Source organism: Pseudomonas sp. FP1740 (genome assembly GCF_030687165.1).
In the GTDB taxonomy this organism is placed as follows: Bacteria; Pseudomonadota; Gammaproteobacteria; order Pseudomonadales; family Pseudomonadaceae; genus Aquipseudomonas.
In genome coordinates this window covers 2,561,268-2,586,859 of sequence record NZ_CP117461.1, presented here as the reverse complement: position 1 = coordinate 2,586,859, position 25,592 = coordinate 2,561,268, and the positions used below count along the sequence as shown (strand labels likewise).

Sequence of the window (25,592 nt, the reverse complement as noted above, 5' to 3'; positions counted from 1 at the left end):
TCGTTATGCCCAAAAATCCAGATGGAGCATTTTAGCGCAAATCAACTTGACCGATATCGCTCAGCAAACCTATTCTTTGTCGATCAACAAAGAATAGGTTTACATGATGAAAACACTAAAAGGCCCAAGTCTACATCTGGCTCAGTTCAGCACCTCCCAAGCCCCATTCGATAGCTTGGCCCATATCAGCAAGTGGGCAGCAGGCCATGGGTTTAAAGCATTGCAGATTCCTGCTTGGGATGAGCGTTTGTTTGATGTCGCCCAAGCTGCACAAAGTCAGGCCTACTGTGATCAGATCAAGGGCACACTCGCAGAGCACGGATTACAGATCAGCGAGTTGACGACCCATATCTATGGTCAACTTGTCGCGGTGCATCCAGCCTATGATGCTATGTGGGATGCCTTTACACCGGCCCGCCTGCATGGTCGCCCCCAAGCTCGCACCGAGTGGGCGGTAGAGAAAATGAAGTTGGCTGCACGCGCATCTGCTCGTCTTGGCTTGAGCGAGATGGGTACGTTTTCCGGGTCGTTGGCCTGGCCGTATCTGTTCCCGTTCCCGCAGCGTCCAGAGGGATTAATAGACGCCGCTTTCAGCCAGCTTGCAAAGCGCTGGCGCCCTATCTTGAATCTGTGCGATGAGCTGGGCATCAATCTCTGCTACGAAATTCATCCCGCCGAAGATCTGCATGACGGTACCAGCTTCGAACGTTTCTACACGCTGGTGGATGAACATCCACGGTGCAACATCCTGTTTGACCCCAGTCACTTCGTACTCCAGCAACTCGATTACCTGAGCTACCTGGACATCTACCACGAGCGCATCCGCATGTTCCATGTCAAGGATGCCGAGTTCAATCCAACGGGACGCCAGGGTATTTACGGCGGCTACAGCAACTGGAACGAACGTGCAGGCAGATTTCGCTCCGTGGGCGATGGCCAGGTGGACTTCAAAGGGATTTTTTCCAAGCTTGCCCAGTTTGACTATCCGGGGTGGGCGACTCTTGAATGGGAGTGCTGCCTCAAGAATCAGGAAGACGGTGCACGAGAAGGCGTAGCATTTATCAATCAACACATCATCCAAGTGACCGACCGCGTGTTCGATGACTTCGCTGGTGCCCCCGTCAACTTTCAGCAAATTCAGTCAATGCTAGGTATGGCCACTGCACCCATGGAAGGAATAGCGTAAATGAACAAGGCCGTCGATCTCCCCTCCCCCATTGAAGCTCACTTCACTCACCGCTATGTGCGAATTCAGGGGATCCGTATTCATTGCGTAGTTGCTGGAACCGGTGATCCTGTTCTGTTGGTGCCTGGTTGGCCACAAACCTGGTATGCGTGGCGTCATGTGATGCAGGCATTAGCCACTCAAGGGTATATGGCGATCGCCGTGGATCCGCCTGGACTGGGTGATTCCGACCGCCCCGAACAGGGGTATGACACCGGCAGCGTGGCGCAAATACTGCACCAAACGATGGAACAATTGGGGTTCGGTCGTTACCACTTGGTCGGGCATGATGTCGGCATGTGGATTGCGTATGCCCTTGCCAGTGACTACCCGGAGGCGGTACGGACATTAGCGTTAACGGAAGCCGTCATACCCGGGCTAGCCGAAGCCCCGCCTATCTTCGTGGCCCCGGAGGAAAACATCTTTCTGTGGCATTTTCTGTTCAATCAGGTCAGGGATTTGCCCGAGCTGTTGATCACAGGAAGGGAGGCCGCCTATCTTAACTTCATGTTTGATCGCTGGGCGTTCAAGCGCAATGCGGTCGCCTCCGAAATATACATTCAGGCCTACTCTTCCCCTGGCGGGCTGCGGGGAGGGTTTGCTTATTACCGTGCGATCCCCGAAACAATTCGCCAGAACAAGCAACGCTCCCTACGACCGCTGACGATGCCGGTGCTGGCGATAGGTGCCGAGTATGCCACGAAGGATGCCCCATTGCTCACGCTCAAAGATCATGCTGGCAACTTGCGTGGCGCGATTATCGCCGATTGCGGCCACTTCATAATGGAGGAAGCATCTGATGATTTTATCCACCATCTAATGACGTTTCTTGAAGACCATGTCGCAATATAAACTTTCGCAGTGAATAGGAACAAACCGCGTCCATATAGTGAGGTTCCTGACCTTGAAAACTATTATCAGCTGGCACAAAGGATAGATATATCCCATTGACTGATTGAGATTCCGAACTGCGGCCTTAGCATGTAGGTCTCGGAATCTCAGAAGCCGTCTTTTCTCGTATCGATCTCGTTTGGTGTCCTACCGTCCTTAGCGCAACCCATCGTCAGTTGCGCCAGCATGTCAGCTGGCAACTCAGGAAAATCATTTTTTTGTGACGTCACAACCTCTCAAACAATCGTTTTTTTGAACCGAATCCATTTGATACGCATCAATCCGCGAGCGGTCTTTATAGAGAGATCAAAAATTTTCCGGTTGCGTGACTGCGCCAGAGGGCTCGGCCATAGCGGTTGGACGGGAATAATTGAGCTTGGAGGTGACCATGGACTCCCAGCGCACCAATGCTCATCTCACCGCTTGTCGCCGCTTGGCGATGGAACCGAATAAAAAACATTTCGAAGAGGCGAATACCCTCAATCGAACAGCAATCAACTTGCTGCTGTTGTCGAAACGGGAACAATACGCGGTCTCTCGGGCGCACCCCGACTGCATTTATTGACCCAAAGCGCTATTAATTTTTTCACGGCCAACGGATACGAACTGCTTGATAGGGGTACAGCGCCCATCGCAATTACCCAGACAGCTCAGTTCAAGCATTTGTGCCCTTCGTCAGCAAGCTACCTGCAGAAAATTTTAAGCAGATCCCCTCTTCGCTGAGTGAGCCATCGAAATGCTTCTGGGTCATTGCTAGTGCGGGTAGCCAACGCCCGCTTTTGGCCGATTCCGTTGAAAAAGTCGGTCCTTCCAGACTGCCCGCATACTGACCGCTGAAAACGCCTTTGTATCGCGCCGCTACGCGAAATCTGAGCCCGGAATCCTAGTTCGCATCACTGACCGTGCTCGGCTAAAGTAGCGATTAAAACTTAATCTTCATATTTATGAAGTTATATGCAAGCCAGAGGAGTAGCTTCCATAACAAGAAATCACTTCATTCAGTCATGTGCGATTTCAATGCACTGAATGCTTATATAATAAAAAAACACAAAACATCACAAATGGATAGCAATCCAATTAAAAGCTAATAAATTATTTTTATTTCAAATTTGCCATTCGTCGTCATACCGAAAAAAAATTCGACTTTTTCAAAAGCTGAGGACTCCCACTAGTACACCCATCGAGACGGTGTGTAACATTTTTGATTGATTGGCGATAGGAGATAGTAATGAACTACGTAGATCGAGATACCTATGGCATATACAAAACCAACCTCCTGCGAGATACCAGCTCCGAGGAACAGGGGCCTGGCCCCGACCTGATGGGGGCAGACACACTCATTGGAAATGATGTTTATAACCATAATGACGAAGACTTGGGGGATATTAAGGAAATCATGCTAGATGTTCGCAGCGGAAGAGTGAGTTATGCGGTTCTCTCCTTTGGTGGATTCCTTGGAATGGGAGAAAAACTGTTTGCAGTACCCTGGAATGCATTAACACTGGATACAGTAAACAAGCGCTTCGTACTCAACGTAGAGAAAGAGCGCTTGGAAAATGCACCAGGTTTTGACAAGGACAGCTGGCCTAATATGGCTGACGAGTCTTGGGCCACAGAAATCCATTCTTTCTATGGAACTAAACCCTTCGATTACAATGGCTAGCTGCCCATATCCGAAACGAAGAGTGATGCGCGCCGAGTAACAACGACATGTTGTCGTTGGGGGCAAACCCTAAGGCGCGCATTGCGTTTAGAAAAGGTTCTGTCGGCAGCGACAAGGGTTGAGAATGGATTCAGCTGACGGCCGCCGAATCCAAGGCTAGGTCCCAGCCGTATCGTACCCACAGTGCGGCATCTGAATTCGCCCATATCAGAATAGCCAAACTGTGTTTCTGCTACAGCAGAAGGCCAGCTCCCGGCTGGGGTTGCAGCTGTAACTCTGGGTATGAGGCAGAGAACGGCCAGAAGCAATCAGTCGCTCAAAACACTTAAAAACCACTAATTGCTAAAGTAATCAGGATCCGAAAATAGCTCACTCGGTCGAAGGGACGGATGCTTTGCTGCCCAAGCGGATCAGTTCATTGGAAAAACACAGGCCGAGGATGATCAGTGCCGCCCCTGCGTACAAGCTTTCGCGCGGTACTTCATTGAGCGCCACAAACGCCAGCAGCGCGGAGAACAACGGCTCGGTCAGCTCCAGCGCCTGCACTTGGGATGGCTTGAGATACTCGATGGCCTTGGTGGTGCAGAAGAAGCCCAGGATTGTCGGCAGCGCGGCCAGCGCCAGCAGTGCGGCGATTGCCAGCGGCGACAGCTCGCCGATCGCGAAACCATCGGCCGCAGCCGGCATCAGCAGGTACAGGCTGCCAAAGAACAACAATTGCCGCGTGAAGTGTAGCCCCCCCGACACACCCATCCGCTTCATGGCAACCGAAAAGGCCCCGTAGCCGCAGCCTGCCATGGAGGCTAGCGCAGCACCTTGCAGGGTAAAGCCCTGCTGCAGGTCGGCTCCGAAGATCACCGAGATCCCAGCGATAGCCAGTGCGGCGCCCACGGTCGCGTTCGCGGTGATGGCATCCTTGAGGAAAATGCGCCCCAGAATGATCGAGGAAATTGAGGCACTGGCCATCAGCACCACCACCACACCTGCCGCAGCGTAGTGCCGATAGGCGGACGTTTCGAAATGGAACAGCACAAAGATGCCAAGGAATGCGCAGATAGCCGCATGAGTCCATTTGGTCGACGCCGCCGGGCGCTTGAGGAAAAGCAGCAAGATCGAGAGAAACACACAACCCAGTACGGTCTTGATGACAGCGACACTGCTGGCGGTGAAGCCATTACTCATGAGTACTTTGCTGAGTACACCGATCGTTGCGTTCAGTGCCGCGGCGGAGAGGGCAAATATGACGCCTTTGCTGAAAGTAGATTGCATTGATGACGATCCCTGTCGCTGAATTGTCGTTCGATAGAATGCCGCCCTACATCGACGGCGCAAAGTTTGAGGGGACGAAGATCCCGCAAACACCAGTATTTATTATGACATAAGGGGCTAGCGACTTTGTCGCCCCCAAGGGTGAAGTCAGAGAGCCTAGCCTTTGGCTATGCAATATGAGTTGACGAACGTTGCAGTGTGCTGCAAAGACTGGCGTATATCCGGTTTGGCTATTCCATGCCCCTTGGCAAATTGCTCGACCGCTGCTGTATCAAAACGAGTGGTCTGGATAAAGTCCAAGGCTTCGGGTTTTGTATTCAAAAACCGCGCGACGGGAGGAATAATCAGTAGCAACTTCAGCAATCGGAGTGAAATGTAATGCTTGGGAGACTTTAAGCCCAAAGGTTGTGCCACCTGTACCAGGAGTTCTCGCAAGTTGGGAGTTTGGTCATCAAGCGCCAGCAATTCCTGGCCCACCATGGCAGGATCAAAAGCACAAACCGCCACCAGCTCAACCAGGTAATCCACGGTGACCAGTGGCAGCCAGTGCTCGGCGGTACCGGGCACTGCAGTCAGCTTTCCCTGCACAAGGTTGCGTATCAGCTCCACCAGCGGCTGACCGTCAAGGATATGCCCCGTGCGGCTGTGGCCACAGACCGTCGCAGGGTGGACAACGGTCATCTCCCCGCCCTTGGCGGACATCACCTCCAGGGTCGCAAAATGCGCCTCCAGCTTGCTCCCCTCGTAACCACCCACATGTCGGTAGACGGCAGGCCAATTCGTCAGCTCCGGATAACGAGGATCAATTCCGATGCGTTGCAGATGTTCATGATTTTTCAGCATGTAGCCGCCGATCATCACTAAACGGCTTTTTTGCTCAGCCGCCAACAGCGCCACGCGCTTCGCCCCTTCCACATTCACCGCACGAGAATGCTCCACTGACAGCCCCCATGCGAAGTGGGCACCCAGGTGAAATATGACTCTGGCGTGCCTTAGCACTTCTCGGTCAGCAAGACTCAGCCCGAGGTTGTCCCGTTCCAGATCGCCAGCTACGGCAAATACCCGGGTTGCGCACCCTCCCAAATTGTCGACTTGCTCCCGCAGTGCAGCTAGTCGCTCCGGGCGACGCATCAACACCCGAATGGTGTGACCTTTTGCACTCAGGTGCGCCACCAAATGTTGACCGACGAAGCCGGTACCCCCCGTGACAAAGCACTCCACGCTCATTTCCCTGTTCCTTGTTTAAGGTGAGAAATCAAGCGTAAACTATCGACCCAACTCTACAGTCAAGCGGTGTTTTCATGAAAATCGGCGAACTCGAGGCCCGCAGCGGCGCCAGCCGCCATACGCTGCGTTACTACGAGCAAATCGGCCTGATCTCATCGCTGCGGCAAACTAACAACTATCGCGTTTACACAGCGCAAACTCTGCAGGATCTGGACTTTATCCAGCGCGCGCAAAGCATGGGGTTTTCCTTGGGGGAAATAGGCGAGATTCTGGATGCGCAGCGGAACAAGCTGATCGATTGTGCTGACGGCGCTAAGCTAATTGAAAAGAAGATGGCAGAAATCAAACAGAAAATCGCCAGCTTCCAAAGCATTTATCGGTATCTGGATGAAGAGCGTGCAAACCTCGAAGCCAGTGCTGCCAAGCAACTTGAGCTTCAGCAGCTGAACAACGCTTCCAACTGAACTGTCAGCATCTGGGAAACGGAAGCCGCAGCCTGCTTCCAGTTTCAAGTCCATCGCTTACGCATTTTCTAAACCCTTTGCCCATCTATGCGGCAGCAATTCGATAATCTCGCTCGGCCGCTGCATCGGCAGTCGCGTGAGCACGCCCTTTAAATACGCATACGGATCATGACCGTTAAGCCGTGCCGACTGAGCTCAAACTCATAATCGCAGCCGCACGTTTACCTGCGTAAGGAGCCCGCGAATAGCCAGTTTGAACGCGCGAAAGCCCATGGCCGGATTTGATTTCCACATCAGCGAATTGCTCCGGATTTGCTATACGCATGATGTTTGCTTGGGTCGTTTTCTACCCTTCGCGACAGACAGAAATCGGCCGATTCTGTTGAAAACAGTCGGCCATGGTTCCCACGGCAGAAAAGTACGCGCTTGAGATTGAAATCTTTACTTTGAGCAGGGGATATCAGGCTCAGATTTCGCTCGGCAGCGCGCAAAAAAGGCGTTTTCACCGGTCAGTATGCCACGCTACGGCGTGAACTATCGCAGGACAAAGAACTTGAGAGCAGTCCAACTCTTGCTTGGTCACGACCGCAGCCGACTGCTGCTTGATGCGAAGAGCCACCCGAGCTTGTATTAATCGGAGATTGTTCATTAGCTATGTGCCCGCGCGAGGTCGACTGACTCACCGGCATTGCCCCACAAGCCCTCAAACCTGAAATGGCTTTTAAGTTACTGTACCTACCTCTCATTTCAAAAATCATCGACTTTTTGAAATCACACCACCCATGTATTGATTTAAATCGCGCAGATCTTTAATCCTCCAAGCGTACGGCGATAGCTTTACACCATTCTCTCGCAACGTTCTTGGAATCAAGTCTCCATTTGGACGAAGTATTATCGATGATACAATTACACCCGGATAATCATTTAATCGCTTTTTGAAAGCGGATGTTGTTAGATCAGGTGTAGGAGGATTGCTTTTATTAGCCAATGGTCCTGTTGCCTTGATATCTACTCCGTGGCACATGCTGCATCGCTGTAAATAGAGATTTTTTCCATTAACATTATCCGCGAAGGATAGTGATGTTTGAATTAGCGATGCAATTCCTAGCGAAGCGATGAATAACACTTTCATTGTTTCTATCTTCCTTGATGGGATCAGCGTCGACTGGACGCGATTTGGTGCGCAGGAAAGATATCAGCCATCGTGTCCGCACGCACCGTCATTTCTGATGCCCATTGAATCAACTCGTTTTCCAGGCGCATCCCGCTGACCCTTCTGGCCGTTCTCTGCCGAACATGGTTGCAAAGCGTGCTGCTCGAACCCGATGCAATCGGTGGTCAGAACGAATGCAAATGACTGGTCAGGTCGATGCAAACGGGTGTTCAAGTGGCGTGCAATTTCGCATTCTCCACTGGGCGCCTTTATACAAGGCATCCAAGCCTATAAAGTAGCCCCCTCCAAACAAGGAGGATGGAACAGTGCTCACCAAAATTGAGCGGCTGGACGAACTGCTTCAGCGCTATGCCGGAAACCTCGGCAATGACTTCACCGGATACCGAAATCATGTGTACCGAGTCATCAACTTTTGTTGCTCGCTCAGTACGCTGGACGCTGTGAATCTAGAAAAGATAGTTTTGGCCGGGGTATTTCATGATCTTGGTATATGGACGGCCAAGACGTTTGATTATTTGCCCCCGTCAGAGCAATTGGCAGAAGACTTCCTTCAGGAAATCGACAAGCTGGATTGGGCGCAAGAAATTATCTTGATCATTCGCAACCACCATAAAATAACTCGGTCCCATCGCGATCCACAGAACCTTGCAGAGATATTTCGCAAAGCCGATTGGATCGACGTCTCCCGTGGTGCGGTTACTTTTGGACTCTCACGACAGAAGCGACGTGAGATATTCTCGGCTTTTCCTGATGCAGGATTTCACATTCGCTTAGTTCAGCTTTCGCTCAAACGACTGCTAACGAACCCACTGAGCCCACTGCCAATGATGCGGCTCTGAATTTAGTGAGCCCGCCCTGACTGTGGCGATCACAATGCTACCGGACTTGTGGTCGTTGCACGGCGCGCATTGCTTCCAGACATTGAGCGCTTTTTTGGGGTAGGCGCCCATACGGGAACGCCCATACCACATGATTATAGGAATACCGATTTGCAAGAGTATGGGAGCGCCCGTAATACTTCGCGAATGGAATTTAAAGAACGACTCAAAATCGCCCGTCGCCATGCCGGTCTAAACCAGACCGAGCTTGCTGAGCGCGCCGGCCTCACACAGACATCAATATCCGACCTTGAGCGCGGCAAATCGAAGGCGACAGCCTTTGCTGCTCAGATTGCTTCGGTCTGTGGTGTCTCCCCTATGTGGCTCGCTGAAGGCAGTGGCGACATGCTTAAAGGTGTTGCAGTAGCCGCTGAGCGCACTCAACCAAACGTGGCAATGTCAGACATTGAGACATGGGATGACGAAACCCCGCTCGATGACGACGAGGTTTACGTGCCATTTCTCCAGGAAGTGGAGTTAGCAGCGGGCTCCGGCCGATTCGCGATTGCCGAAAGCGCCAGCGCCAGGCTGCGCTTCTTCAAGAAAGACCTTCGCCAAAACAACGTTCAGTTCAGCAACGCGAAGTGCGTGGCGGTGAGTGGCAACAGCATGCTGCCGGTGCTGCGCGACGGCGCCACGGTTGGCGTGAATGTCGGCAAGAATACATTGAGCGATATCGTCGACGGCGAGATGTACGCAATCAACCACCACGGCCAGCTAAGGGTCAAGCAGGTGTACCGCACACCCACCGGAATTCGCCTGAGAAGCTTCAACCGAGACGAACATCCGGACGAGGACTATACGTTCCAGCAAATCCAGGAGCAGCAGATTTCAATTCTGGGGCATGTGTTCTGGTGGGCGATGTATTCGCGTTGAAGGGCTGAGTTGGCTCCAACGGTTGCAGCCTGACAGAACAGATACACGCTCTGCTGGACGCCACTCCTCAATGCCTGGACGAGCTTGAGGCGTTCGTCGTACTGCGCGTGGCCGCACTCCCAAGATGAATTTCAGCGCATCCAATCTCACCAAATGCAGACCCCCCTCTCACCATAAGAATGTGGGAGCGGCCGAATTATGGGAATACCCATTGACACAAATTACGGGAATACCTATATTTCGGTGCAGGCCAACGCATCACTGGCCCAGCAGCACCAAACGTAAGGCTCAACTGAGCAAAGGGTGACATCAAATGAAATAGGGAAATGACCATGACCGTAGACATCAGCAACTACACAATCGCTACACCGCTCCCAATCTCCGACACCAACCCGATCGCGCTTGAATTGATCGGCTGGCGGGCACTGCTCGAATGCCCGGAAGTTGTTTCGATGCTTCCAGATGGCTCGCTGCAAATGACGGCGCCGACGCTCGGTGCTTCGAGCAAGAGCACCCTGCGGACGCGCTGCGAGTGGAAAGAGCCAGGCTATTGGTTGTTCACCAGCGCTGCTGACCACTGGAACCGACAAGAAATGCGAGTCACGAAGGTCAACTCGCTGCAGAAGGTTGTGATCAGCCAGATTCATGTTCAGGGTTCGGAAAGGCCACCTGTAAAAGTGTTTTGGAACAAAGGCCGAATCACGATGGGATTTCGGTCGAGCTATCTCCAGGAAGACCCGGTGAACACGACGATTCTGGAAGACGTGCCACTCGGTGCACTTTTCAAAATCAACATTCACGCCAATTCGAGCGGCGCTGTATCCGTCTCGGCGAGCTGTAATGGCGTCAAATCTACCTCCGCAATCATGCGCCTCGACAACACCTGGGACACGAAAACTCTCGCCTTCCACGGCGGTGTGTACAACCAGATCGATTACACCGACACCACTGACCCGCAAGACGGTTCGGTCTGCATCATCAGCGACCTTTCCATCACACACCTCTGAAATCGCGCATTTCGTGCGAGCAAGACAACCAGCGTCACGTCAGCCTGACGATAACTGCCCGCCCCTCTCATTGAGAGCGCATCGGAGTGTGATCTGTAGCAAAGCAGGCACCTGACTGTTAATCAGGCCAGCCACTGAGTACGCCGGGCAGAGACCGGCGTACTCAGTGGCTGGCCAGAGGTGACGACCTCGCGTAGATCACCCCCGATGCGCACGGCACGGATGAGCGCAGCCGAGTGGTTCTGGATCAGTTCACGACCTGAATGCACCACTGGAAAAGCGGAGCGCAATGCTCAACACGTCTCGAACTAAACAGACCACAAAAAGACTTCCCGGATGGGTCAATCATCACGACCTTGAAACCGCAAACGGTATTGCCCCGGGCTCTCCCCCGTCCATTTCTTGAAGGCACGGTGAAACGCACTCGGCTCCTGAAACCCCAACTGTTCGGCAATATCGCTGATGTTCGCCTTACTCTGTCGCAACCGTTCAAACGCCACCCCGCGCCGCACTTCATCCTTGATTTCCTGATACGAACAGCCTTCACGTCCCAGTTTCCGGCGAAAGGTACTGGGGCTCAGATGCTGTTCCAGGGCGAAGTCCTGCAAGGTCGGCCATTCGCTGTAATGACTATGGCGCAGGCGCTGATGAACCTGCGATGCCAGCCCATGCTGGTTGCGGAAGCGGATCACCAGCCATTGCGGTGCGGTGCGCAAAAACACTTTCAGCGAGGCAAGGTCCTGAACCACCGGCAGCCGCAAGTAGTGACTGGCGAACTCGATTTCGGTGTGTTCGGTGCCAAAGGTCAGGTTGGGCCCCCAGAGCAAGGCGTCATCACGCAGCAACAAACGCTGATGACGAAAGTCCGCACGATCGATGGGAATTCGCCGCCCGCCCAGCCAACACAGCAGACTGATCATCAACACCAGAAACGTTTCTTCGCCCAGCCGGCTGACCTCGCTGTTCTGCGAGCGGGTCTGCAAGCTGATGACCGCACGCTTGCCACGCACACTCAACGTGCCGCGAAAATCACGCAGGAACAAGGCGAAATTGGCCAGGCACTGACGCATGGCTTTTTCCAGTGTCGGCTCCTGAATCAATGCCCGACAAATCAAGGCAAAACCGCCCGGCGGCATACCATGGGAATCCAACTGGAAAAATTCATCGTCCAACTCACGAATCTGCGCCAGCCACAACGCGGCGAAAGCCGTGGCCGGCACCCGTGCTGTCGGCTGATCCATCAGTGCCGGATCAATTCCCACCTGTTCAAGGAGTGACCGCAGACGCTGCGGCTTCTCACGCAACGCATGGATCATGGGATACATGAAGTAAACCGCCACCGAATCCGTTTCCCGCATTTGAATGCCTCTCTCCTCACATCTGAACATGGCAAAAAACGCCATCACCCTTGAACAGTTTTGGCATAGGCCAGTGGCGCTGCTGATTCTAGACTCGTGCTCAACAAAAAAGACCTGTTCAAGAGAGCCAACATGAACCATTCCGATATTTTTGTAGTGAGCGCCGTCCGCTCTGCCATCGGCAGCTTTGGCGGTTCACTCAAGGATGTACCGCCCATTCAGTTGGCAACCGATGTTTGCCGCGCCGCTATCGAACGATCGGGCCTGGCGCCCGAGCACATCGGTCATGCGGTGATGGGACATGTGATCCCGACCGAGGCACGCGATGCCTACATCTCCCGGGTCGTAGCGATGAATGCCGGCCTGACGAAAGAGACTCCCGCCTTCAACGTCAACCGCCTTTGCGGTTCGGGTTTGCAGGCGATTGTCAGTGCCGCGCAAAGTTTGATGCTGGGGGATGCGGGCGCTGCGCTGGCAGGTGGCGTCGAGTCCATGAGCCGAGGCGCGTACCTGTTGCCGCAAGCGCGCTGGGGCGCACGAATGGGCGACATGCAGGCCGTCGACTACATGCTTGGCGCACTGCAAGACCCGTTTGCCGGTTTCCATATGGGGATCACCGCTGAAAATATCGCCGAGCACTATGGCATCACACGTCAGGTCCAGGATGAGCTGGCGCTGCTCAGCCAACAGCGTGCTGCCCGGGCGATTGCCGAGGGGCGTTTTTCCGGGCAGATCGTGCCGATCGAAGTCGCGACCCGCAAAGGGACGGTTTCGTTTGCGACGGATGAGCATGTACGGGCTGAGGTCAACGTCGAGCAATTGAGCCGCATGAAACCGGCGTTCAAAAAGGACGGTACCGTCACCGCCGGCAACGCGTCTGGTCTCAATGATGGTGCCGGCGCACTGATCATGGCCACCGGTCAAACTGTTCAGGAACAGGGCCTCAAGCCCATGGCTCGACTGGTGGGTTATGCCCACGCAGGCGTTGAGCCCTCAATGATGGGGCTGGGACCGATTCCCGCCACCCGTTTGGTGCTCAAGCGTGCCGGTCTGACCGTTGCCGACCTTGACGTGATCGAGTCCAACGAAGCCTTCGCCGCCCAGGCCTGTGCCGTAGCGCAAGAGCTGGGTTTCGATCCGCAGAAGGTCAACCCCAACGGTTCGGGCATCTCGCTGGGCCATCCGGTGGGCGCCACTGGCGCGATCATCGCCACCAAAGCCATTCATGAACTGCACCGCTGTCAGGGCCGTTATGCCCTGGCGACCATGTGCATCGGTGGCGGCCAAGGCATCGCCGTGTTGTTCGAGCGGGTTTGATCACAAGGACATACGCATGAACCTACAGAACATTGGCGTTATCGGCGCCGGCACCATGGGCAATGGCATCGCGCAAGTCTGCGCCCTGGCCGGCTTCAACGTAACCTTGATCGATATTTCCGAGAGTGCTCTGCAAAGGGCAATCGCGACCGTCGATAAAAACCTTGATCGGCAGGTCGCCAAGGACGCGCTGACGCAGGAACAAAAGCTCGCCGCCCTCGACAAGATTCGCACCAGCACTGATTACGGCAGCCTGCTGAACGCGCAACTGGTGATCGAAGCCGCCACCGAAAACCTCGATCTGAAACTGCGCGTGTTGCAACAGATCGCCGCTCAGGTCAGCGCCGAGTGCGTGATCGCTTCCAACACCTCGTCGCTGTCCATCACCCAACTCGCCGCCAGCGTGAGCCAGCCTGAGCGTTTCATCGGCCTGCACTTTTTCAACCCGGTGCCGGTGATGGGCCTGATCGAAGTGATTCGTGGCCTGCAAACCAGCGATGCCACCCACGCCCTGGCGTTGGACATGGCAAAGACCCTCGGCAAGACCGCGATCACCGCGGGCAACCGTCCGGGCTTCGTGGTCAACCGGATTCTGGTGCCGATGATCAATGAAGCGATCCTGGTGTTTCAGGAGGGCCTGGCCAGCGCCGAAGACATCGACGCCGGCATGCGCCTGGGTTGCAACCAGCCGATCGGGCCGCTGGCTCTGGCGGATCTGATCGGTCTGGACACGGTGCTGGCCATTCTTGAAGCGTTTTACGACGGCTTCAATGACAGCAAATATCGCCCTGCACCGCTGCTCAAGGAAATGGTCGCCGCTGGTTACCTGGGGCGCAAAACGGGACGTGGCTTCCATGCCTATGCCTGAGCGTTGCTCACGGTTTGCCGAGTACCGGGGCAAGGTGCTGGAGCTGTTTGCCAGCAAGGGTTTCGGTCAGGTCGGCATGCGTGAGCTGGCGACGAGCCTGGGGCTCACTCCAGGTTCGTTGTATCACCATTACCCCAGCAAACAGCACTTGCTGCTCGACTTGATCGAGGAGTTCTACGAGGAGCTGTTGGCAACCTTGGGGCGCCTTGAGCAACAGGCGCCGGCAAAACGCGACAGGCTCAACAGCCTGATCCGCGCCCACCAGAATCTGCACCAGGAAATGCCCTGGCATTTTCGACTGGCGGAGCGCGACAGTGGCTGCCTCAACGAGGAGCAGCAGGAACAGGTTCGCCACTTGCGCGAGCAATACGAACGCAAATTGCTGCTGATGCTCGGAGCCAAACCCCGCGTGAGCGAACCGGCGCAACAGGCCTCAGGTCGAGCCATTGCAGCCTTGCTCAACAGCGCGCCCAGTTGGCTGATGCACTATTCGCTGGATGAACAAGAGCGCGATAATTTGATGGAAAACATGGTGAGTGGCGCCATCGAGCGATTATTGGCGCCAAAGACGCGTAATTGGGTGACGACTGCCAACGCGGGCGACAGTACGAAGCAGCCAACTACGAAATAACAAGCCTATGCGGCTCTTCCTCGAACTGCGTCGTCAGCAGATTCCGTACGACAAAGCCCCGATTATTCGGGGCTTTGTCATTTCTGGGGATACCTGCTGGTTGAGCCGGCAGACGTCGGAACAGTCGAAGGCTGCGGTCTTTTGACCTTCCAGCGCCCTTTGTTTACTGGGTGACCACAATCTTCCCGATCATCTGCGGGTGCAGCGCACAAAAATACTCGAACTCTCCCGGTGTATTGAACACCCAGGAAAAACTGTCATTCGTATCCAGCGCCCCCGAGCGAAACACCTTGTGGGTTTCTGCCACCGTGTGCGGAATCTGGTCGTCATTCACCCACGTCACTTTGGTGCCCACGGCCACGGTCAAATCCTTGGGTGCAAACATGAACTCCTTGATATCGATCTTCACCTCCTGAGCCCACGCCGGCATCGACAGCATCAGGCACACCACCGCCAACAGTCGCGTTTTCATCTGACCGCCCTCCCCTAGACCAGTGTCGAATCAATCAGCGCCAGCGGATGATCGCCCTGTGTCGCTCGCACATCGGTGATCCCCAGGTAATTGCGCAATTGATCGGCGGCCACCGTCATCGGCCCCGGTGCCGGCGCCGCACCCGGTGCAGGTTGTGGGTAAGCCGTGCCACGGGCGGTGTGGAAGGTGATGTTGCCTTCGACCTTCTGGATGACTTGATGAATGTGCCCGTTCAATACCGTCACTGAACCGTACTTACGCAGCATCGCAATCGCCTGATCACCATCCTCGGTGCCCCAGCCCCACGGCTGATAAATCGTCCACAGCGGAATGTGGGTAAACACGACGATGGGTGTACTGGACTTCACTGCCCGCAAATCATCGGCCAGCCAGGCCAGTTGATCGGCGCCAAGGGTGGCTTCATGGCCGGCCTGGAAGTTGAAGACGTTTACCAGTGCGATGAAATGCACACCGTGGTCATCGAAGCTGTACCAGCCATTGCCTTTGGTGCCCTTGCCGTATCGCTCCAGGTAAAGCTTGCCGCCGCCCTCGTCGAGGGTGTCGTGTTCACCTGGCACGTAATGCACGGTGGACGGCAGGCCCTTGAGCAATTGTGCCGCCGTGTCGAACTCCTCAGGCTTGGACAGGTGCGTGATGTCGCCGGTATGCAGGATCAGCGACGGCCGCTTTGGCAGCGCGATGACCTTGTCGATCGCCACCTGCAATGTCTTTGCCGGCTCCGGGTTGGCTTCCTTGTTGAAGCCGATGTGCGAGTCGCTGATCTGCACGAAGTGAAACGTGCTGGCCAGTGCCTTGGGGTCGGCGACGTTGCCTGCCTCATCCAGCGCAAAGGCCCGGGGAATGCCGCCGCTCAGGGCCCAGATAACCCCTGCCCCGGCCCACGCCGAGCACTTGAGCAGCGTTCGGCGGTCAGGGTTCAGCAAGTCGTCGGTGCGCAATGGGTGTTTTGATTGAATGTCCATCGGTATGTCCTCGCTGGCGGACTACAGTGATGTAGCCGACACGAGGTAAACCTTGCGGGACGAGCGTTTATTCCGGGCTGGAAAACAAATTCTTTTCAGGGAATAAAAGACCACACTTCACGGTTATAGGGGTGTGACGGTGCGGAAGCCACTATGAAGCGATTTGAGGACCTGATTGCGCCCCATCTGGACGCCGCTTACAACCTCGCGCGCTGGCTCACTGGCAACGACGCCGCCGCACGCGATGTCGTGCAGGAAAGCGCCCTGCGCGCCTTCAGGTTTTTGCAGCGTTTCGCCGATGGCAACGCCAAGGCCTGGTTTCTGACCATCGTGCGCAATGAAAGCTACACCTGGCTCAAAGCCTCGGCCGGGCGCCATTGGGTTGCTTTCGATGACGACATCGGCGATGACGAAGGCGCACTGAGCCACAGCCAGACCCCGGAATTGCTGGCTATTCACACGGAAAACGCGGCGCTGATCCAGCAAGCGCTGTGCGCCCTGCCGCCGGTGTTTCGTGAGGTGATTGTGCTGAAAGAACTCGAAGACATGCCTTACAAGGACATCGCGTTGGTGGTCGATATCCCCATCGGCACCGTCATGTCGAGACTGGCCCGGGGGCGCGCGATGCTCAAGCTCGAATTACTGAAGTTGCACGACCATGAATGAACTCGACTGCACGGTTTGCCAGACACGGCTGCATGGTTATCTGGATCAGGAACTCGATCCTGCGACGGCTGCGGATGTAGCTGCGCATCTGGCCGCATGCCCCGAGTGCGCGCGACTGCATGATGAAGTGAAACTGCTGAAGGTCAGTGTGAAGCGCCAGGCGCCGTATTACCCGGCGCCGGCATCGTTAGCGGCCAGCGCGTTTGCCACAGGTACTCCCGCGACTCGCGCCGTCGAGCGCTGGCAGAAATGGTTCGCACCGACGTTTTCCGCGGCGGCACTGGCCTTGGCGGCAGTGCTTTATGTGATGACGCCGGGCAGCGAGCAACCGCTGATGGACGAGGCTGTCTCCAGCCATGTCCGCTCGTTGATGGGCGAGCATCTGAACGATGTGGTGTCCTCCGACCGTCACACCGTGAAGCCCTGGTTCACCGGCAAACTCGACTTCTCGCCGCCGGTATTCGATTACTCGGCGCAGGGATTTCCATTACTGGGCGGGCGGCTGGATTATCTGCAACACCAGACCACGGCAGCCCTGAGTTACGGGAGGGCCAAACACATCATCAATGTGTTTATCCTGCCGGTGCCGGAGGCAGACAAGCCGCGGCAGACCCAGACGATTCGTGGCTTTAACGTGGTGTCCTGGCAAACCAATCACATGCGCTTCGTGCTGGTTTCCGATGTGGAAAAAAGTGAGCTGGAGGCGTTCAGCCAGTTGCTCAGGGACGGTGCCTGAAGGGAGCATGGTTTCGCGTGCGCCGTCATTCTCTCTGTCGAGAACAATCAAAAATGGGTGCTCGCCCAACCAAGGCCTAGCACTCCGTGCCTGGTAAAGAACCGAAGCTGGGTGAGCGGTGAGAACTCTATCCAGAGTTGCGCCCTGCGTCCCGAACACAATTCTGAATAAACCTGAACAGCCTGCGTCCGGCATAATCAGGTTTTACTCACTGCCAGTGCGCGACCACTCATCATCCATGGCGCCTGCTGTGCTGGCGACTATCCACGCCACTGCACAAGCCACTAACGAGAACACGGCAAAAGCACCCATCACATGCAAGTAAGGCAGCACGTGATTCCACGCTCGAGCCACCCCCAGGAATGCGGCAAATAACCAGCCACTCATAGAGAGAGCGCCCAACAGTGCAAGGCGAGTCCGGGCGCAGCTGTGTAACAAAACAAAGGGAGCCTTCTGCAGCAGCGGAAAACCGATTCGATGCAACAAAGCGCCGTTGAGGCTAAGCAGCGCAACAACACTCACCTTGGCCCAGAGCTTTTGATTGAGCAGATACGTGGTCCCCTCATAGAGGTAACCCTGGAGCACCAGCAGCAAGCCACTTCCCCAAAGAGCCAATAGCGCGAGCGCGACGATTTTTTGAGTCTCGTCGAGATACTCACGTTGCACCTGGCTCAACACATCCTTGCGCCAGCTCCATAGCTTTTGATCTGCCTGCAGCACCCTCCCCAGAGCAATACAGGTGGCAATCAGATGACCGTACACGAGTAGCATTTTGAGCATTACCTGAACCTTATTTTTATGTGGGTAATGCACTCCCTCGCACCCTTGATTTGAAACTAAATGATACAGATTCATATTTGTATCGAGCAAGTTACAAACTCAACCATCCATCCGAAGCCGCCTGCCCTCTCGCACGTTTGCGGTGTTGCGCTGTTCCTTGAGCAACGCCCGAATACGAAAACGCCGCTCAATGAGCGGCGCTGGAGAATCCCGGTTCATCACGATGACGAGCGGAGACAAAACATTCTGAACCCTGTACATCCCCTCCAAGTCGAAAAATAGACAGTCAGTAATCACTGAAGCATCCCTTTAAAAGGAGTCTTTTTCATGAAGATCTCGGAAGTTATGACGAAAGATGTTTTAACAGCCAAACCAAGCCAGACGATCCAGGAGGCTGCAAGCATGATGGCCAGGATCGATAGCGGCGCCATTATGGTTGAAGAGCAAGAGCGCCTGATTGGCATGATCACGGACCGGGACATCGCCATCAGAGCAGTCGCCGAAGGACTCACCGGAACAACCCCTATCAGTAAAATAATGAGTGGCGGCATCCGCTATTGCTATGAGGATGAAGACATCGAGCATGTCGCTAGAAACATGGCGGACGTCCACCTCCGTCGCCTGCCCGTGCTTAACCGAGACAAGCGTCTGGTTGGCGTCGTATCGCTGGGAAACATTGCCAGCACACGATCTCAGTCCGCCGCCGCGACTGTTTTGTGCGGCGTGGCCCAGGCTCATTAACCGATTGGATAATGAGCCGTTCAAGTGTTCATCAGGATTAAAGCCCCATGGATCCGACACGCTCGCCTGACCTGGAATCCGTTGGAAATTCGGCTCCAAGGCCAGGCGAGTCCTTCTATAAATAGTCGCTGCGCCTTCCCCCACGCAACGCACCCTTCGCTGAACTGCATTCGCTTTGCGCGACACATTAGCCCGGCTCAATGAGTAGGTCTTTGTCTTCCGGGCCTAGCGCCGGCTCTTGATCCTCCAATTTGCCGGTTTCACGCTTCTTCTTCAGGCGGGCTCGAGCGAGCTCGGTGTCATAAGACTTTCCTTCAGCCAAGGCATGCAGGGTCGATGAAATTCGATAGAAACCACCACACGGTTCGCAATGAATGCGCAATCCGCCCCCGAACGAACGATCTTCCAGCGCATTGGTATTACCACACAGCGGACAGTTCATAACCACCTCCTGAACATTCAGCTATAGCCGCTTTCAGCCCGCCATAAACGCTGACAACCTGGGCAGGTGTGATGACGAATCGCGCGGATATGTTGATATCGACACGGGCGATCCAAGGAGGTTGCTTGTTTTTACATGACGGTCGAACGTTAGGCGTCGCTCGGCAGCTGCTGCATCTCTTGATCGTTCAGGAGCCGCTGAAGATCAAAAGATCGCAGCCTTCGGAAGGTGGTGTTACAACCGGTCGAAAATCTAATCCGACGTCAGCGGCTGCCTGGAGCGACTCGGCGCGATGACCGACTTCTCCCCGGTGTCGCGATGCAACAAGGCAACGTTGTAGTCATAGCGGGATATCAACGGCACCGGCTCGTCATTGCGGGACATCTTGAGCCATTGTCTTGTGCGCTCGATGTCAAAGGATTCGTTCCTGCCCTTCATGCTTTTAATCAGGTTGGCCGAGACCCTGAAGCGTCCACAGCCAGCCGAGCATGCAACTTCTGACCAGTCTTCAGCCACATGAACAGTGTTAGAGACAGCGTGACAAATTAAGCACTTCATGTTCGATCTCCGTATCCATGAATTACCAACTGTAGACGATCCACGAACAAAGAACTCAGCGCCCAAAAAAACCGGATCAGTCCATCGCGCCGCCAAGTGACAGCCTGGCCAGGTGACCTGTCAAAGGGGCGATAAGTGAAGAGCCCGGCGCAATGGCCGGGCTCCGTTTTATCTTCTGTTTTCAAGCATCTTGTCGGCAAGCGCTTTGGCCCTTTGAATCAGCATGTTTTGCCTGTCTTCGTGGGTGGTTTCTCCTACCACCGGTGCCGTCAGATGGCTTTCGGCAATCAGCGCAGCACAGAAATATTGGTCCCAAACAGTGCTTTGCTCCGACGCCTGTCTAATCGTTTGGTCGGCGATCATATGCGGCTCCTTTTGATGAGGTAGCCTTTTCAGTTTACGCCCGAATCACCAACTACCTTCATTGCGCAGGACAATCGGCACTGCCAATCGCTGGCGACAAATCGTTTCCTCGACTAGGATTTTTATCTCACAGGACTTCGCCCACTGTGTTGTCGGGCGACTCACAAGGGAGAGATAGATGACGCCTACTCGTATTACCGAGCAAACCTATCGTGGCTGGTCCAGCCCCATCTTGCTTGAACTCAAGGAGAGAGAACATCAACTGGATCCTTCGGCACGCCAGGCCCTGCGAAATGTCCTGGTCGAGAGGAGGCTTATAAACACTGGCAATCCTTCTGGCAGTGATCGGCGCAAGGCTGATCCGGCCGGGTAACAACAGGCAGCAATAGCGCTTACCCACCTCATCACCAACGCTGCTGGCGCTCTGCCGGCAGCGTGCTTGTAAGCCATCCCTAAATGCCAGACAAAAAAAAGCCCAGGCAGCTGATGGACGCCTGGGCTTTAAAAATGCATAAACCGTGGTGGTGAACGCGGGGCAATATTACCCAATCAATTGATCTGTAACAAGATATTTTGATTCACCATTCGGTTACTAAATCTCGTAACCCATTAAATATCCACACTATTTTTGAGCCATCTACTGAAAAAGCCGTTACAGACAATCCCGGACAGCCTGGCGCAACGCTCCTGACTTGGCCCATGGCGGTCCTTGGTAAAGCGATACCCGGCTGCCATCCTTCGACTTCACGATATCCAGAATTTCGTCAGCTGTGATGACGCTCGGCGCAGTAATCCGATAGCCATTGGAAATCGCGGTTTGCGTTGTTCCCGCAATCTCCTGACGCCACAACGGCAATACACACCCGGCATATTCCTTGGGTGCCTTATCGCTGTATTTGCTGACATTGGGCTCACCGGGCACCAGGGATGCGGGCAATGAACAGCCCGCCAACGCAGCCACCGTTACTCCCGCTATCAACATCCGCATGATGCTTCTCTATCCTGAAAAACGGGAAATGTAGCCTGTACTTGCGCAGACATCCAGCAAACGCTGGGGCTACGCCGGCATAAAGGGGCTTTTTATATAGAGGCTTCTATACTGAGGCCTCGCCCTGCCCCGGATCGACCCCCGAGCCGGAATCGGTATACGAACTCGCATTCAGATACTTCATCCACCGCTCGTACGCTTCATGCTGCCATTTCGTGACCCGTTCCCATTCCGGCCCACTGAGCTGATGGGCTGAAATCAGCTTCATCATTTCCGTGGTGGCCGCATCCAGGTCCACGATCAGTTCATGCGCATGGTGTTTGAAATCATCAGTCGCCGTCATTTGAGATACCTCGCCCCAGCGAATGGATCACTACCTCCATACGACAGCAGAGCTGCCCACTCCCGTTGATTTTCCCGACCAGCGGAACACTTCCCATCCCTACCCCTTCACGCACACCACCTGTCGTAACGTGTGCAGCACTTCCACCAGATCACGCTGGGCGAGCATGACTTTGTCGATGTCCTTGTAGGCCATCGGGATCTCATCGATGACCGCCGCATCCTTGCGGCATTCCACATGGGCGGTCGCGCGGATCTGGTCGGCGACGGTGAAGGTGTTCCTGGCTTTGGTGCGGCTCATGGTGCGACCGGCGCCGTGGCTGCAGGAACAGAACGATTGCTCGTTGCCGAGGCCGCGAACGATGAAGCTTTTGGCCCCCATGGAACCGGGAATGATCCCCAACTCGCCCTTCTTCGCCGACACCGCGCCTTTGCGGGTGACCAGGATGTCCTCGCCGAAATGCCGCTCTTTTTGCACGTAATTGTGGTGGCAGTTCACAGCCTCCAGCGCAACCTCGAAAGGTTTGCGGATCACCTGCCGCGCCGCGTGAATCACCGCTTGCATCATCAAGGCACGGTTCTGCCGGGCGAAGTCCTGAGCCCAGCCCACCGCTTCGACGTAGTCATCGAAGTGCCGGCTGCCCTCCTTGAAGTAGGCCAGGTCACGGTCCGGCAGATTGGCGATGTGCTGGCGCATGTCCGCCTGGGCCAATTGAATGAACAGCGTACCGATGGCATTGCCAACGCCGCGAGAACCGCTGTGCAGCATGAACCAGACGCGATTGGCCTCGTCCAGGCAGACCTCGATGAAGTGGTTGCCGGTGCCGAGGGTCCCCAGGTGCTGGCGGTTGTTGGTGCTGGCGAGTTTCGGGTACTTGTCGGTGATCGCCCTGAACCGAGGGTTCAGCGCCGCCCAGGCCTGATCGGCCTGCTGCGGAACGCGCTCCCAGGCGCCTTCATCACGGCGGCCATGGCTCAACGTGCGGCCATGGGGCACGGCCTTTTCAATGGCAGTGCGCAGACCATGCAGGTTGTCCGGCAAATCGGCAGCGCTCAGCGAGGTGCGCGCGGCAATCATGCCGCAGCCGATGTCCACGCCCACGGCCGCCGGAATGATCGCACCCACGGTGGGGATCACGCTGCCGATGGTGGAGCCTTTGCCCAGGTGCACGTCCGGCATCACCGCCAGGTGCTTGAAGATGAACGGCATCTTCGCGGTATTGATCAGTTGCTGCCGGGCTTCGCTTTCAACCGGCACGCCTTCGGTCCAGAGTTTGATCGGCTTGCCGTGGGCGACTTCCAGCAGTTGGTAGGCAGGTTGTTGCATGATTTCGACTCTCTTCGGATCAGACGAACATAACGCTCCATCGAGGTAAATGGGATTACTATTTCGTAGCGGGGAATTGCAGGAGGTCATCATGTGGCTTAACGAATATGAACAGCAACTTCGGCGCGACCTGCAAGGCGTGGCGTCGGATCTGAGGTGGTCGGCGGTAGAACTTTTGCGCATCGCGGAGCAATTGCGCCTGGCCGGCAATGATGTGGACGCCGAGGCGACGCTCAAGCTGTGCTCCTTGTTCCAGGGCGATGAAGAGCGGCTGGCGGGCTATGCTGAAGAGGTGAAAGCAAAGACCATCACTCGAACGAAAGCTCACTAGAGAGCGCGGCCATGAACAAGCCTCTATGCGCGCTGATCGCCGTGCTGGCGGCGACAAGTGGCTGTAACACGGAATCGCATATCTACCGGGACCAACCGCTGGTCGCCAAGGTCGAAGCCGGCATGACCAAGGACCAGGTCGAGCAGATTGGCGGCAAGCCGCTATCGATCACCGATCGCACGGTGGAGCCTGGCACTTGCTTTGATTACAAGCTGACCCAGGCCGGCCGTCAGCAGCCGTATAGCGTCAGTTTTGATGGCAGGGGCCAGGTCGACCATAAAGCCTTCATGACCTGCGCCGAGTGGAGTCGTGTCCAACGAAAAGCCAGAGAGTATTCCCCGTCCACGGGCGGGATGGGTGGTGGTTACTGAGCCCACGACTTTATAACGAAAAGCCCCGGCGTACCGGGGCTTCAGGCGCACTATTTGTCTGATTTGTGGCTACGCGATGATCTGCCCGACCGGGCTCTGTAGGCGGGAAGCGCAGCCGCATAGGCCAGTGCTTCTTCTCGGCTGCCAAAGGATCCAAGCCGGTCACCTTTGGTGCACACCCGCCACGGGCCACTGTTCACGCTGAGTACGTCATAGCCGTTCATGTGCATTTTGGTCAGCATAGGAACGCTCATTAGTCACCTCCATTTCGGCAGTGATAGTCCAGGGTCCACTCAACTACCTTACACCCGACCTTCACTGAAGTGCCGACCAGACGTCGCGTCAGGATTCCGGCATTCCATTGCACTTTCAACCGCCCTGGCGACTCCAACCCTTGAAGCAGACACGTTTGCGGATTGCGGTCTGAATATTGCATTTTTATGACTGTTTTATGACAACCGGCAATCAGGTAATCCATGAAAGTACGCGCAACCGTCATTTGCGAGCAGGACCGGCACATTCTCCTGGTGCGCAAACCCAGGGGGCGCTGGACCCTGCCGGGTGGAAAAATCGAGCCTGGCGAAACCATCGCGGGCGCGGCCACAAGAGAGCTTTATGAAGAAACCGGGCTTGGGGTCGACAGCCTGCTGTATCTGATGGAGCTGGAAACGATCAGCACCCGGCATCATGTCTATGAGGCATCGGTCGTAAACATGGCCGAGGCGCGGCCACAGAATGAAATCTTCGACTGCATCTGGTACCCGCTGGACGCCGTCCAGAACCTGAACACAAGCGACGCCACACTCAGAATCATCAGAGCGTTTCAGCGTCGCTTGTAGCTCATCGCAGCCGACGCCCCCCCTGAAAGGTCAGCCCAGATCGCCACCACCGACCGGCATGACCATGCCGGTGATGTAGGAGGCTTCGTCGCTGGCCAGAAACAGAATAGCGCTGGCCTGTTCATCCAGTGTGCCGTAGCGCTTCATCAAACTGCTGTCGAGGGTCTGGTCGATGATCTGCTGATACCACAGCTTCTCCTGAGCGCTTTGTTCCGCGGTGTTGCGCGGAATCAGCCGCGGCGGCGCTTCGGTGCCACCGGGGGCCGTCGCATTGACCCGCACGCCACGGCCGGCGGTTTCGAACGCCAGGCACGCGGTCAGCGCATTGACCCCGCCCTTCGCCGCACCGTACGGCACGCGATTGACGCTGCGGGTGGCGATGGATGAAACGTTGACGATGGCGCCGCTGCCTTGTTCAAGCATGAATGGCAGCGCGGCATGGCAACACCACAGCGTCGGAAACAACGAACGGCGCACTTCGGCTTCGATCTGCGACTCTTCATAGTGCTCGAAAGGCTTGGCCCAGATCGTGCCGCCGACATTGTTGACCAACACATCGAGGCGCCCGAAGCGCTCGACGGCGGTACGCATCACCCGGCTGCATTCGCTGTATTGCTCAAGGTCGGCGGTCAAGGCGAGCACCTGGCTGTCCCGCCCCAGTTCCTTCTGCAACTCGAACACCAGATCGGAGCGGTCGACCAGAATCAACCGCGCACCTTCGGCGGCCATGCGTTCCGCCACACGCCGGCCGATGCCTTGGGCTGCACCGGTAATCAGCGCGATTTTTTCGTGGAATCTGTTCATG

The 25,592-nt window shown here is 55.5% G+C and carries 33 protein-coding genes and 1 pseudogene; 18 read left to right on the top strand and 16 right to left on the bottom strand.

Annotation, left to right across the window (positions count from 1 at the left end; all coding sequences use genetic code 11):
* Window positions 1-106 precede the first annotated feature (106 nt).
* The 4 genes from PSH69_RS11790 to PSH69_RS11775 all read left to right on the top strand — a co-directional run bounded on the left by PSH69_RS11790 (window position 107) and on the right by PSH69_RS11775 (window position 3,779).
* Window positions 107-1,186 (top strand): sugar phosphate isomerase/epimerase, encoded by a 1,080-nt coding sequence (locus tag PSH69_RS11790; protein WP_305412133.1) that lies wholly within the window; start codon window positions 107-109, stop codon window positions 1,184-1,186.
* Complete coding sequence (locus PSH69_RS11785) at window positions 1,187-2,077, top strand: alpha/beta fold hydrolase (RefSeq protein WP_305412132.1); 891 nt, start codon at window positions 1,187-1,189, stop codon at window positions 2,075-2,077. It abuts the gene before it with no gap.
* Window positions 2,078-2,504: 427 nt separating this feature from the next.
* Complete coding sequence (locus PSH69_RS11780; protein ID WP_305412131.1) at window positions 2,505-2,681, top strand: hypothetical protein; 177 nt, start codon at window positions 2,505-2,507, stop codon at window positions 2,679-2,681.
* Window positions 2,682-3,344: 663 nt separating this feature from the next.
* Complete coding sequence (locus PSH69_RS11775) at window positions 3,345-3,779, top strand: PRC-barrel domain-containing protein (RefSeq protein ID WP_305412130.1); 435 nt, start codon at window positions 3,345-3,347, stop codon at window positions 3,777-3,779.
* Window positions 3,780-4,148: 369 nt separating this feature from the next.
* Here PSH69_RS11775 and PSH69_RS11770 read toward each other — a convergent pair whose 3' ends face one another.
* Complete coding sequence (locus PSH69_RS11770; protein WP_305412129.1) at window positions 4,149-5,048, bottom strand: DMT family transporter; 900 nt, start codon at window positions 5,046-5,048, stop codon at window positions 4,149-4,151.
* Window positions 5,049-5,204: 156 nt separating this feature from the next.
* Entirely contained in the window at window positions 5,205-6,275 is a 1,071-nt protein-coding gene (locus PSH69_RS11765) for an SDR family oxidoreductase (RefSeq protein ID WP_305412128.1), read from the bottom strand.
* Between the two features lie 74 nt (window positions 6,276-6,349).
* On the opposite strand from PSH69_RS11765, the gene PSH69_RS11760 reads away from it, so the two are divergent.
* The gene (locus tag PSH69_RS11760) at window positions 6,350-6,739 is read left to right on the top strand and encodes a MerR family transcriptional regulator (RefSeq protein ID WP_305412127.1); all 390 of its coding nucleotides are present in this window, start codon (window positions 6,350-6,352) and stop codon (window positions 6,737-6,739) included.
* Between the two features lie 57 nt (window positions 6,740-6,796).
* Here PSH69_RS11760 and PSH69_RS11755 read toward each other — a convergent pair.
* Together PSH69_RS11755 and PSH69_RS11750 are read right to left on the bottom strand one after the other, a co-directional pair.
* Window positions 6,797-7,026 (bottom strand): annotated as a pseudogene (locus PSH69_RS11755) (transposase domain-containing protein); the annotation flags it as partial.
* Between the two features lie 467 nt (window positions 7,027-7,493).
* A complete protein-coding gene (locus PSH69_RS11750; RefSeq protein ID WP_305412125.1) occupies window positions 7,494-7,871 on the bottom strand; it encodes a c-type cytochrome in 378 nt (125 codons plus the stop codon).
* A 347-nt stretch (window positions 7,872-8,218) separates the two neighbouring features.
* Here PSH69_RS11750 and PSH69_RS11745 point away from each other — a divergent pair, with 347 nt between their 5' ends.
* From PSH69_RS11745 to PSH69_RS11735, 3 genes are all read left to right on the top strand, one after another.
* Window positions 8,219-8,752, top strand: coding sequence for an HD domain-containing protein (locus tag PSH69_RS11745; RefSeq protein WP_305412123.1), 534 nt, complete (start codon window positions 8,219-8,221; stop codon window positions 8,750-8,752).
* Window positions 8,753-8,938: 186 nt separating this feature from the next.
* Window positions 8,939-9,667: a helix-turn-helix transcriptional regulator gene (locus PSH69_RS11740; RefSeq protein ID WP_305412122.1), complete on the top strand. Its 729-nt coding sequence runs from the start codon at window positions 8,939-8,941 to the stop codon at window positions 9,665-9,667.
* Window positions 9,668-9,999: 332 nt separating this feature from the next.
* Window positions 10,000-10,674: a polysaccharide lyase family 7 protein gene (locus PSH69_RS11735; protein ID WP_305412121.1), complete on the top strand. Its 675-nt coding sequence runs from the start codon at window positions 10,000-10,002 to the stop codon at window positions 10,672-10,674.
* Window positions 10,675-11,015: 341 nt separating this feature from the next.
* Here the strand turns inward: PSH69_RS11735 and PSH69_RS11730 are convergent, their stop codons facing one another.
* Complete coding sequence (locus tag PSH69_RS11730; protein WP_305412119.1) at window positions 11,016-12,032, bottom strand: AraC family transcriptional regulator; 1,017 nt, start codon at window positions 12,030-12,032, stop codon at window positions 11,016-11,018.
* A 132-nt stretch (window positions 12,033-12,164) separates the two neighbouring features.
* On the opposite strand from PSH69_RS11730, the gene PSH69_RS11725 reads away from it, so the two are divergent.
* The 3 genes from PSH69_RS11725 to PSH69_RS11715 are packed head-to-tail and all read left to right on the top strand — an operon-like array spanning window position 12,165 to window position 14,848.
* Window positions 12,165-13,349: an acetyl-CoA C-acyltransferase family protein gene (locus tag PSH69_RS11725; RefSeq protein ID WP_305412118.1), complete on the top strand. Its 1,185-nt coding sequence runs from the start codon at window positions 12,165-12,167 to the stop codon at window positions 13,347-13,349.
* Between the two features lie 16 nt (window positions 13,350-13,365).
* The gene (locus tag PSH69_RS11720; RefSeq protein WP_305412117.1) at window positions 13,366-14,217 is read left to right on the top strand and encodes a 3-hydroxybutyryl-CoA dehydrogenase; all 852 of its coding nucleotides are present in this window, start codon (window positions 13,366-13,368) and stop codon (window positions 14,215-14,217) included.
* Window positions 14,204-14,848 (top strand): TetR/AcrR family transcriptional regulator, encoded by a 645-nt coding sequence (locus PSH69_RS11715; protein WP_305412116.1) that lies wholly within the window; start codon window positions 14,204-14,206, stop codon window positions 14,846-14,848. The genes PSH69_RS11720 and PSH69_RS11715 overlap by 14 nt, the downstream gene beginning before the upstream one ends.
* 163 nt (window positions 14,849-15,011) lie before the next feature.
* On the opposite strand, the gene PSH69_RS11710 is transcribed toward PSH69_RS11715, so the two are convergent.
* Together PSH69_RS11710 and PSH69_RS11705 are read right to left on the bottom strand one after the other, a co-directional pair.
* Complete coding sequence (locus PSH69_RS11710) at window positions 15,012-15,320, bottom strand: cupredoxin family copper-binding protein (protein ID WP_007941931.1); 309 nt, start codon at window positions 15,318-15,320, stop codon at window positions 15,012-15,014.
* Between the two features lie 14 nt (window positions 15,321-15,334).
* Window positions 15,335-16,303: a metallophosphoesterase gene (locus PSH69_RS11705; RefSeq protein ID WP_305412113.1), complete on the bottom strand. Its 969-nt coding sequence runs from the start codon at window positions 16,301-16,303 to the stop codon at window positions 15,335-15,337.
* A 153-nt stretch (window positions 16,304-16,456) separates the two neighbouring features.
* Between PSH69_RS11705 and PSH69_RS11700 the strand changes: the two genes are divergently transcribed.
* A complete protein-coding gene (locus tag PSH69_RS11700) occupies window positions 16,457-16,969 on the top strand; it encodes a sigma-70 family RNA polymerase sigma factor (protein ID WP_007941935.1) in 513 nt (170 codons plus the stop codon).
* Window positions 16,962-17,705: an anti-sigma factor gene (locus PSH69_RS11695; protein WP_305412110.1), complete on the top strand. Its 744-nt coding sequence runs from the start codon at window positions 16,962-16,964 to the stop codon at window positions 17,703-17,705. The genes PSH69_RS11700 and PSH69_RS11695 overlap by 8 nt, the downstream gene beginning before the upstream one ends.
* A 204-nt stretch (window positions 17,706-17,909) precedes the next feature.
* Here the strand turns inward: PSH69_RS11695 and PSH69_RS11690 are convergent, their stop codons facing one another.
* Window positions 17,910-18,485 carry a hypothetical protein gene (locus tag PSH69_RS11690; protein WP_305412108.1) on the bottom strand — a complete coding sequence of 192 codons (576 nt, stop codon included), beginning with the start codon at window positions 18,483-18,485 and terminating at the stop codon, window positions 17,910-17,912.
* A gap of 327 nt (window positions 18,486-18,812) precedes the next feature.
* On the opposite strand from PSH69_RS11690, the gene PSH69_RS11685 reads away from it, so the two are divergent.
* The gene (locus tag PSH69_RS11685) at window positions 18,813-19,226 is read left to right on the top strand and encodes a CBS domain-containing protein (RefSeq protein ID WP_018927979.1); all 414 of its coding nucleotides are present in this window, start codon (window positions 18,813-18,815) and stop codon (window positions 19,224-19,226) included.
* A 187-nt stretch (window positions 19,227-19,413) separates the two neighbouring features.
* On the opposite strand, the gene PSH69_RS11680 is transcribed toward PSH69_RS11685, so the two are convergent.
* From PSH69_RS11680 to PSH69_RS11670, 3 genes are all read right to left on the bottom strand, one after another.
* A complete protein-coding gene (locus tag PSH69_RS11680; RefSeq protein WP_305412106.1) occupies window positions 19,414-19,668 on the bottom strand; it encodes a hypothetical protein in 255 nt (84 codons plus the stop codon).
* 252 nt (window positions 19,669-19,920) lie between these two features.
* The gene (locus tag PSH69_RS11675; RefSeq protein WP_172901198.1) at window positions 19,921-20,106 is read right to left on the bottom strand and encodes a hypothetical protein; all 186 of its coding nucleotides are present in this window, start codon (window positions 20,104-20,106) and stop codon (window positions 19,921-19,923) included.
* Window positions 20,107-20,394: 288 nt separating this feature from the next.
* The gene (locus tag PSH69_RS11670; RefSeq protein ID WP_018927982.1) at window positions 20,395-20,589 is read right to left on the bottom strand and encodes a hypothetical protein; all 195 of its coding nucleotides are present in this window, start codon (window positions 20,587-20,589) and stop codon (window positions 20,395-20,397) included.
* Between the two features lie 178 nt (window positions 20,590-20,767).
* Between PSH69_RS11670 and PSH69_RS11665 the strand changes: the two genes are divergently transcribed.
* Complete coding sequence (locus tag PSH69_RS11665) at window positions 20,768-20,962, top strand: hypothetical protein (protein ID WP_081625797.1); 195 nt, start codon at window positions 20,768-20,770, stop codon at window positions 20,960-20,962.
* A gap of 279 nt (window positions 20,963-21,241) precedes the next feature.
* Here PSH69_RS11665 and PSH69_RS11660 read toward each other — a convergent pair whose 3' ends face one another.
* The 3 genes from PSH69_RS11660 to PSH69_RS11650 all read right to left on the bottom strand — a co-directional run bounded on the left by PSH69_RS11660 (window position 21,242) and on the right by PSH69_RS11650 (window position 23,246).
* Window positions 21,242-21,577 carry a hypothetical protein gene (locus PSH69_RS11660; RefSeq protein WP_019649234.1) on the bottom strand — a complete coding sequence of 112 codons (336 nt, stop codon included), beginning with the start codon at window positions 21,575-21,577 and terminating at the stop codon, window positions 21,242-21,244.
* Window positions 21,578-21,683: 106 nt separating this feature from the next.
* Complete coding sequence (locus PSH69_RS11655) at window positions 21,684-21,920, bottom strand: hypothetical protein (RefSeq protein ID WP_305412103.1); 237 nt, start codon at window positions 21,918-21,920, stop codon at window positions 21,684-21,686.
* A gap of 99 nt (window positions 21,921-22,019) precedes the next feature.
* Window positions 22,020-23,246: an RtcB family protein gene (locus PSH69_RS11650; RefSeq protein ID WP_305412101.1), complete on the bottom strand. Its 1,227-nt coding sequence runs from the start codon at window positions 23,244-23,246 to the stop codon at window positions 22,020-22,022.
* A gap of 91 nt (window positions 23,247-23,337) precedes the next feature.
* Here PSH69_RS11650 and PSH69_RS11645 point away from each other — a divergent pair, with 91 nt between their 5' ends.
* Both PSH69_RS11645 and osmE read left to right on the top strand, forming a co-directional pair.
* Entirely contained in the window at window positions 23,338-23,577 is a 240-nt protein-coding gene (locus tag PSH69_RS11645) for a hypothetical protein (protein ID WP_305412100.1), read from the top strand.
* Between the two features lie 11 nt (window positions 23,578-23,588).
* Entirely contained in the window at window positions 23,589-23,948 is a 360-nt protein-coding gene (osmE, locus tag PSH69_RS11640; protein ID WP_305412099.1) for an osmotically-inducible lipoprotein OsmE, read from the top strand.
* Between the two features lie 50 nt (window positions 23,949-23,998).
* On the opposite strand, the gene PSH69_RS11635 is transcribed toward osmE, so the two are convergent.
* Entirely contained in the window at window positions 23,999-24,202 is a 204-nt protein-coding gene (locus tag PSH69_RS11635; RefSeq protein WP_007941550.1) for a hypothetical protein, read from the bottom strand.
* A gap of 222 nt (window positions 24,203-24,424) precedes the next feature.
* Between PSH69_RS11635 and PSH69_RS11630 the strand changes: the two genes are divergently transcribed.
* The gene (locus PSH69_RS11630) at window positions 24,425-24,787 is read left to right on the top strand and encodes an NUDIX hydrolase (protein ID WP_305412097.1); all 363 of its coding nucleotides are present in this window, start codon (window positions 24,425-24,427) and stop codon (window positions 24,785-24,787) included.
* Between the two features lie 30 nt (window positions 24,788-24,817).
* On the opposite strand, the gene PSH69_RS11625 is transcribed toward PSH69_RS11630, so the two are convergent.
* A complete protein-coding gene (locus PSH69_RS11625) occupies window positions 24,818-25,591 on the bottom strand; it encodes a 1,6-dihydroxycyclohexa-2,4-diene-1-carboxylate dehydrogenase (RefSeq protein ID WP_305412096.1) in 774 nt (257 codons plus the stop codon).
* Window position 25,592 lies beyond the last annotated feature (1 nt).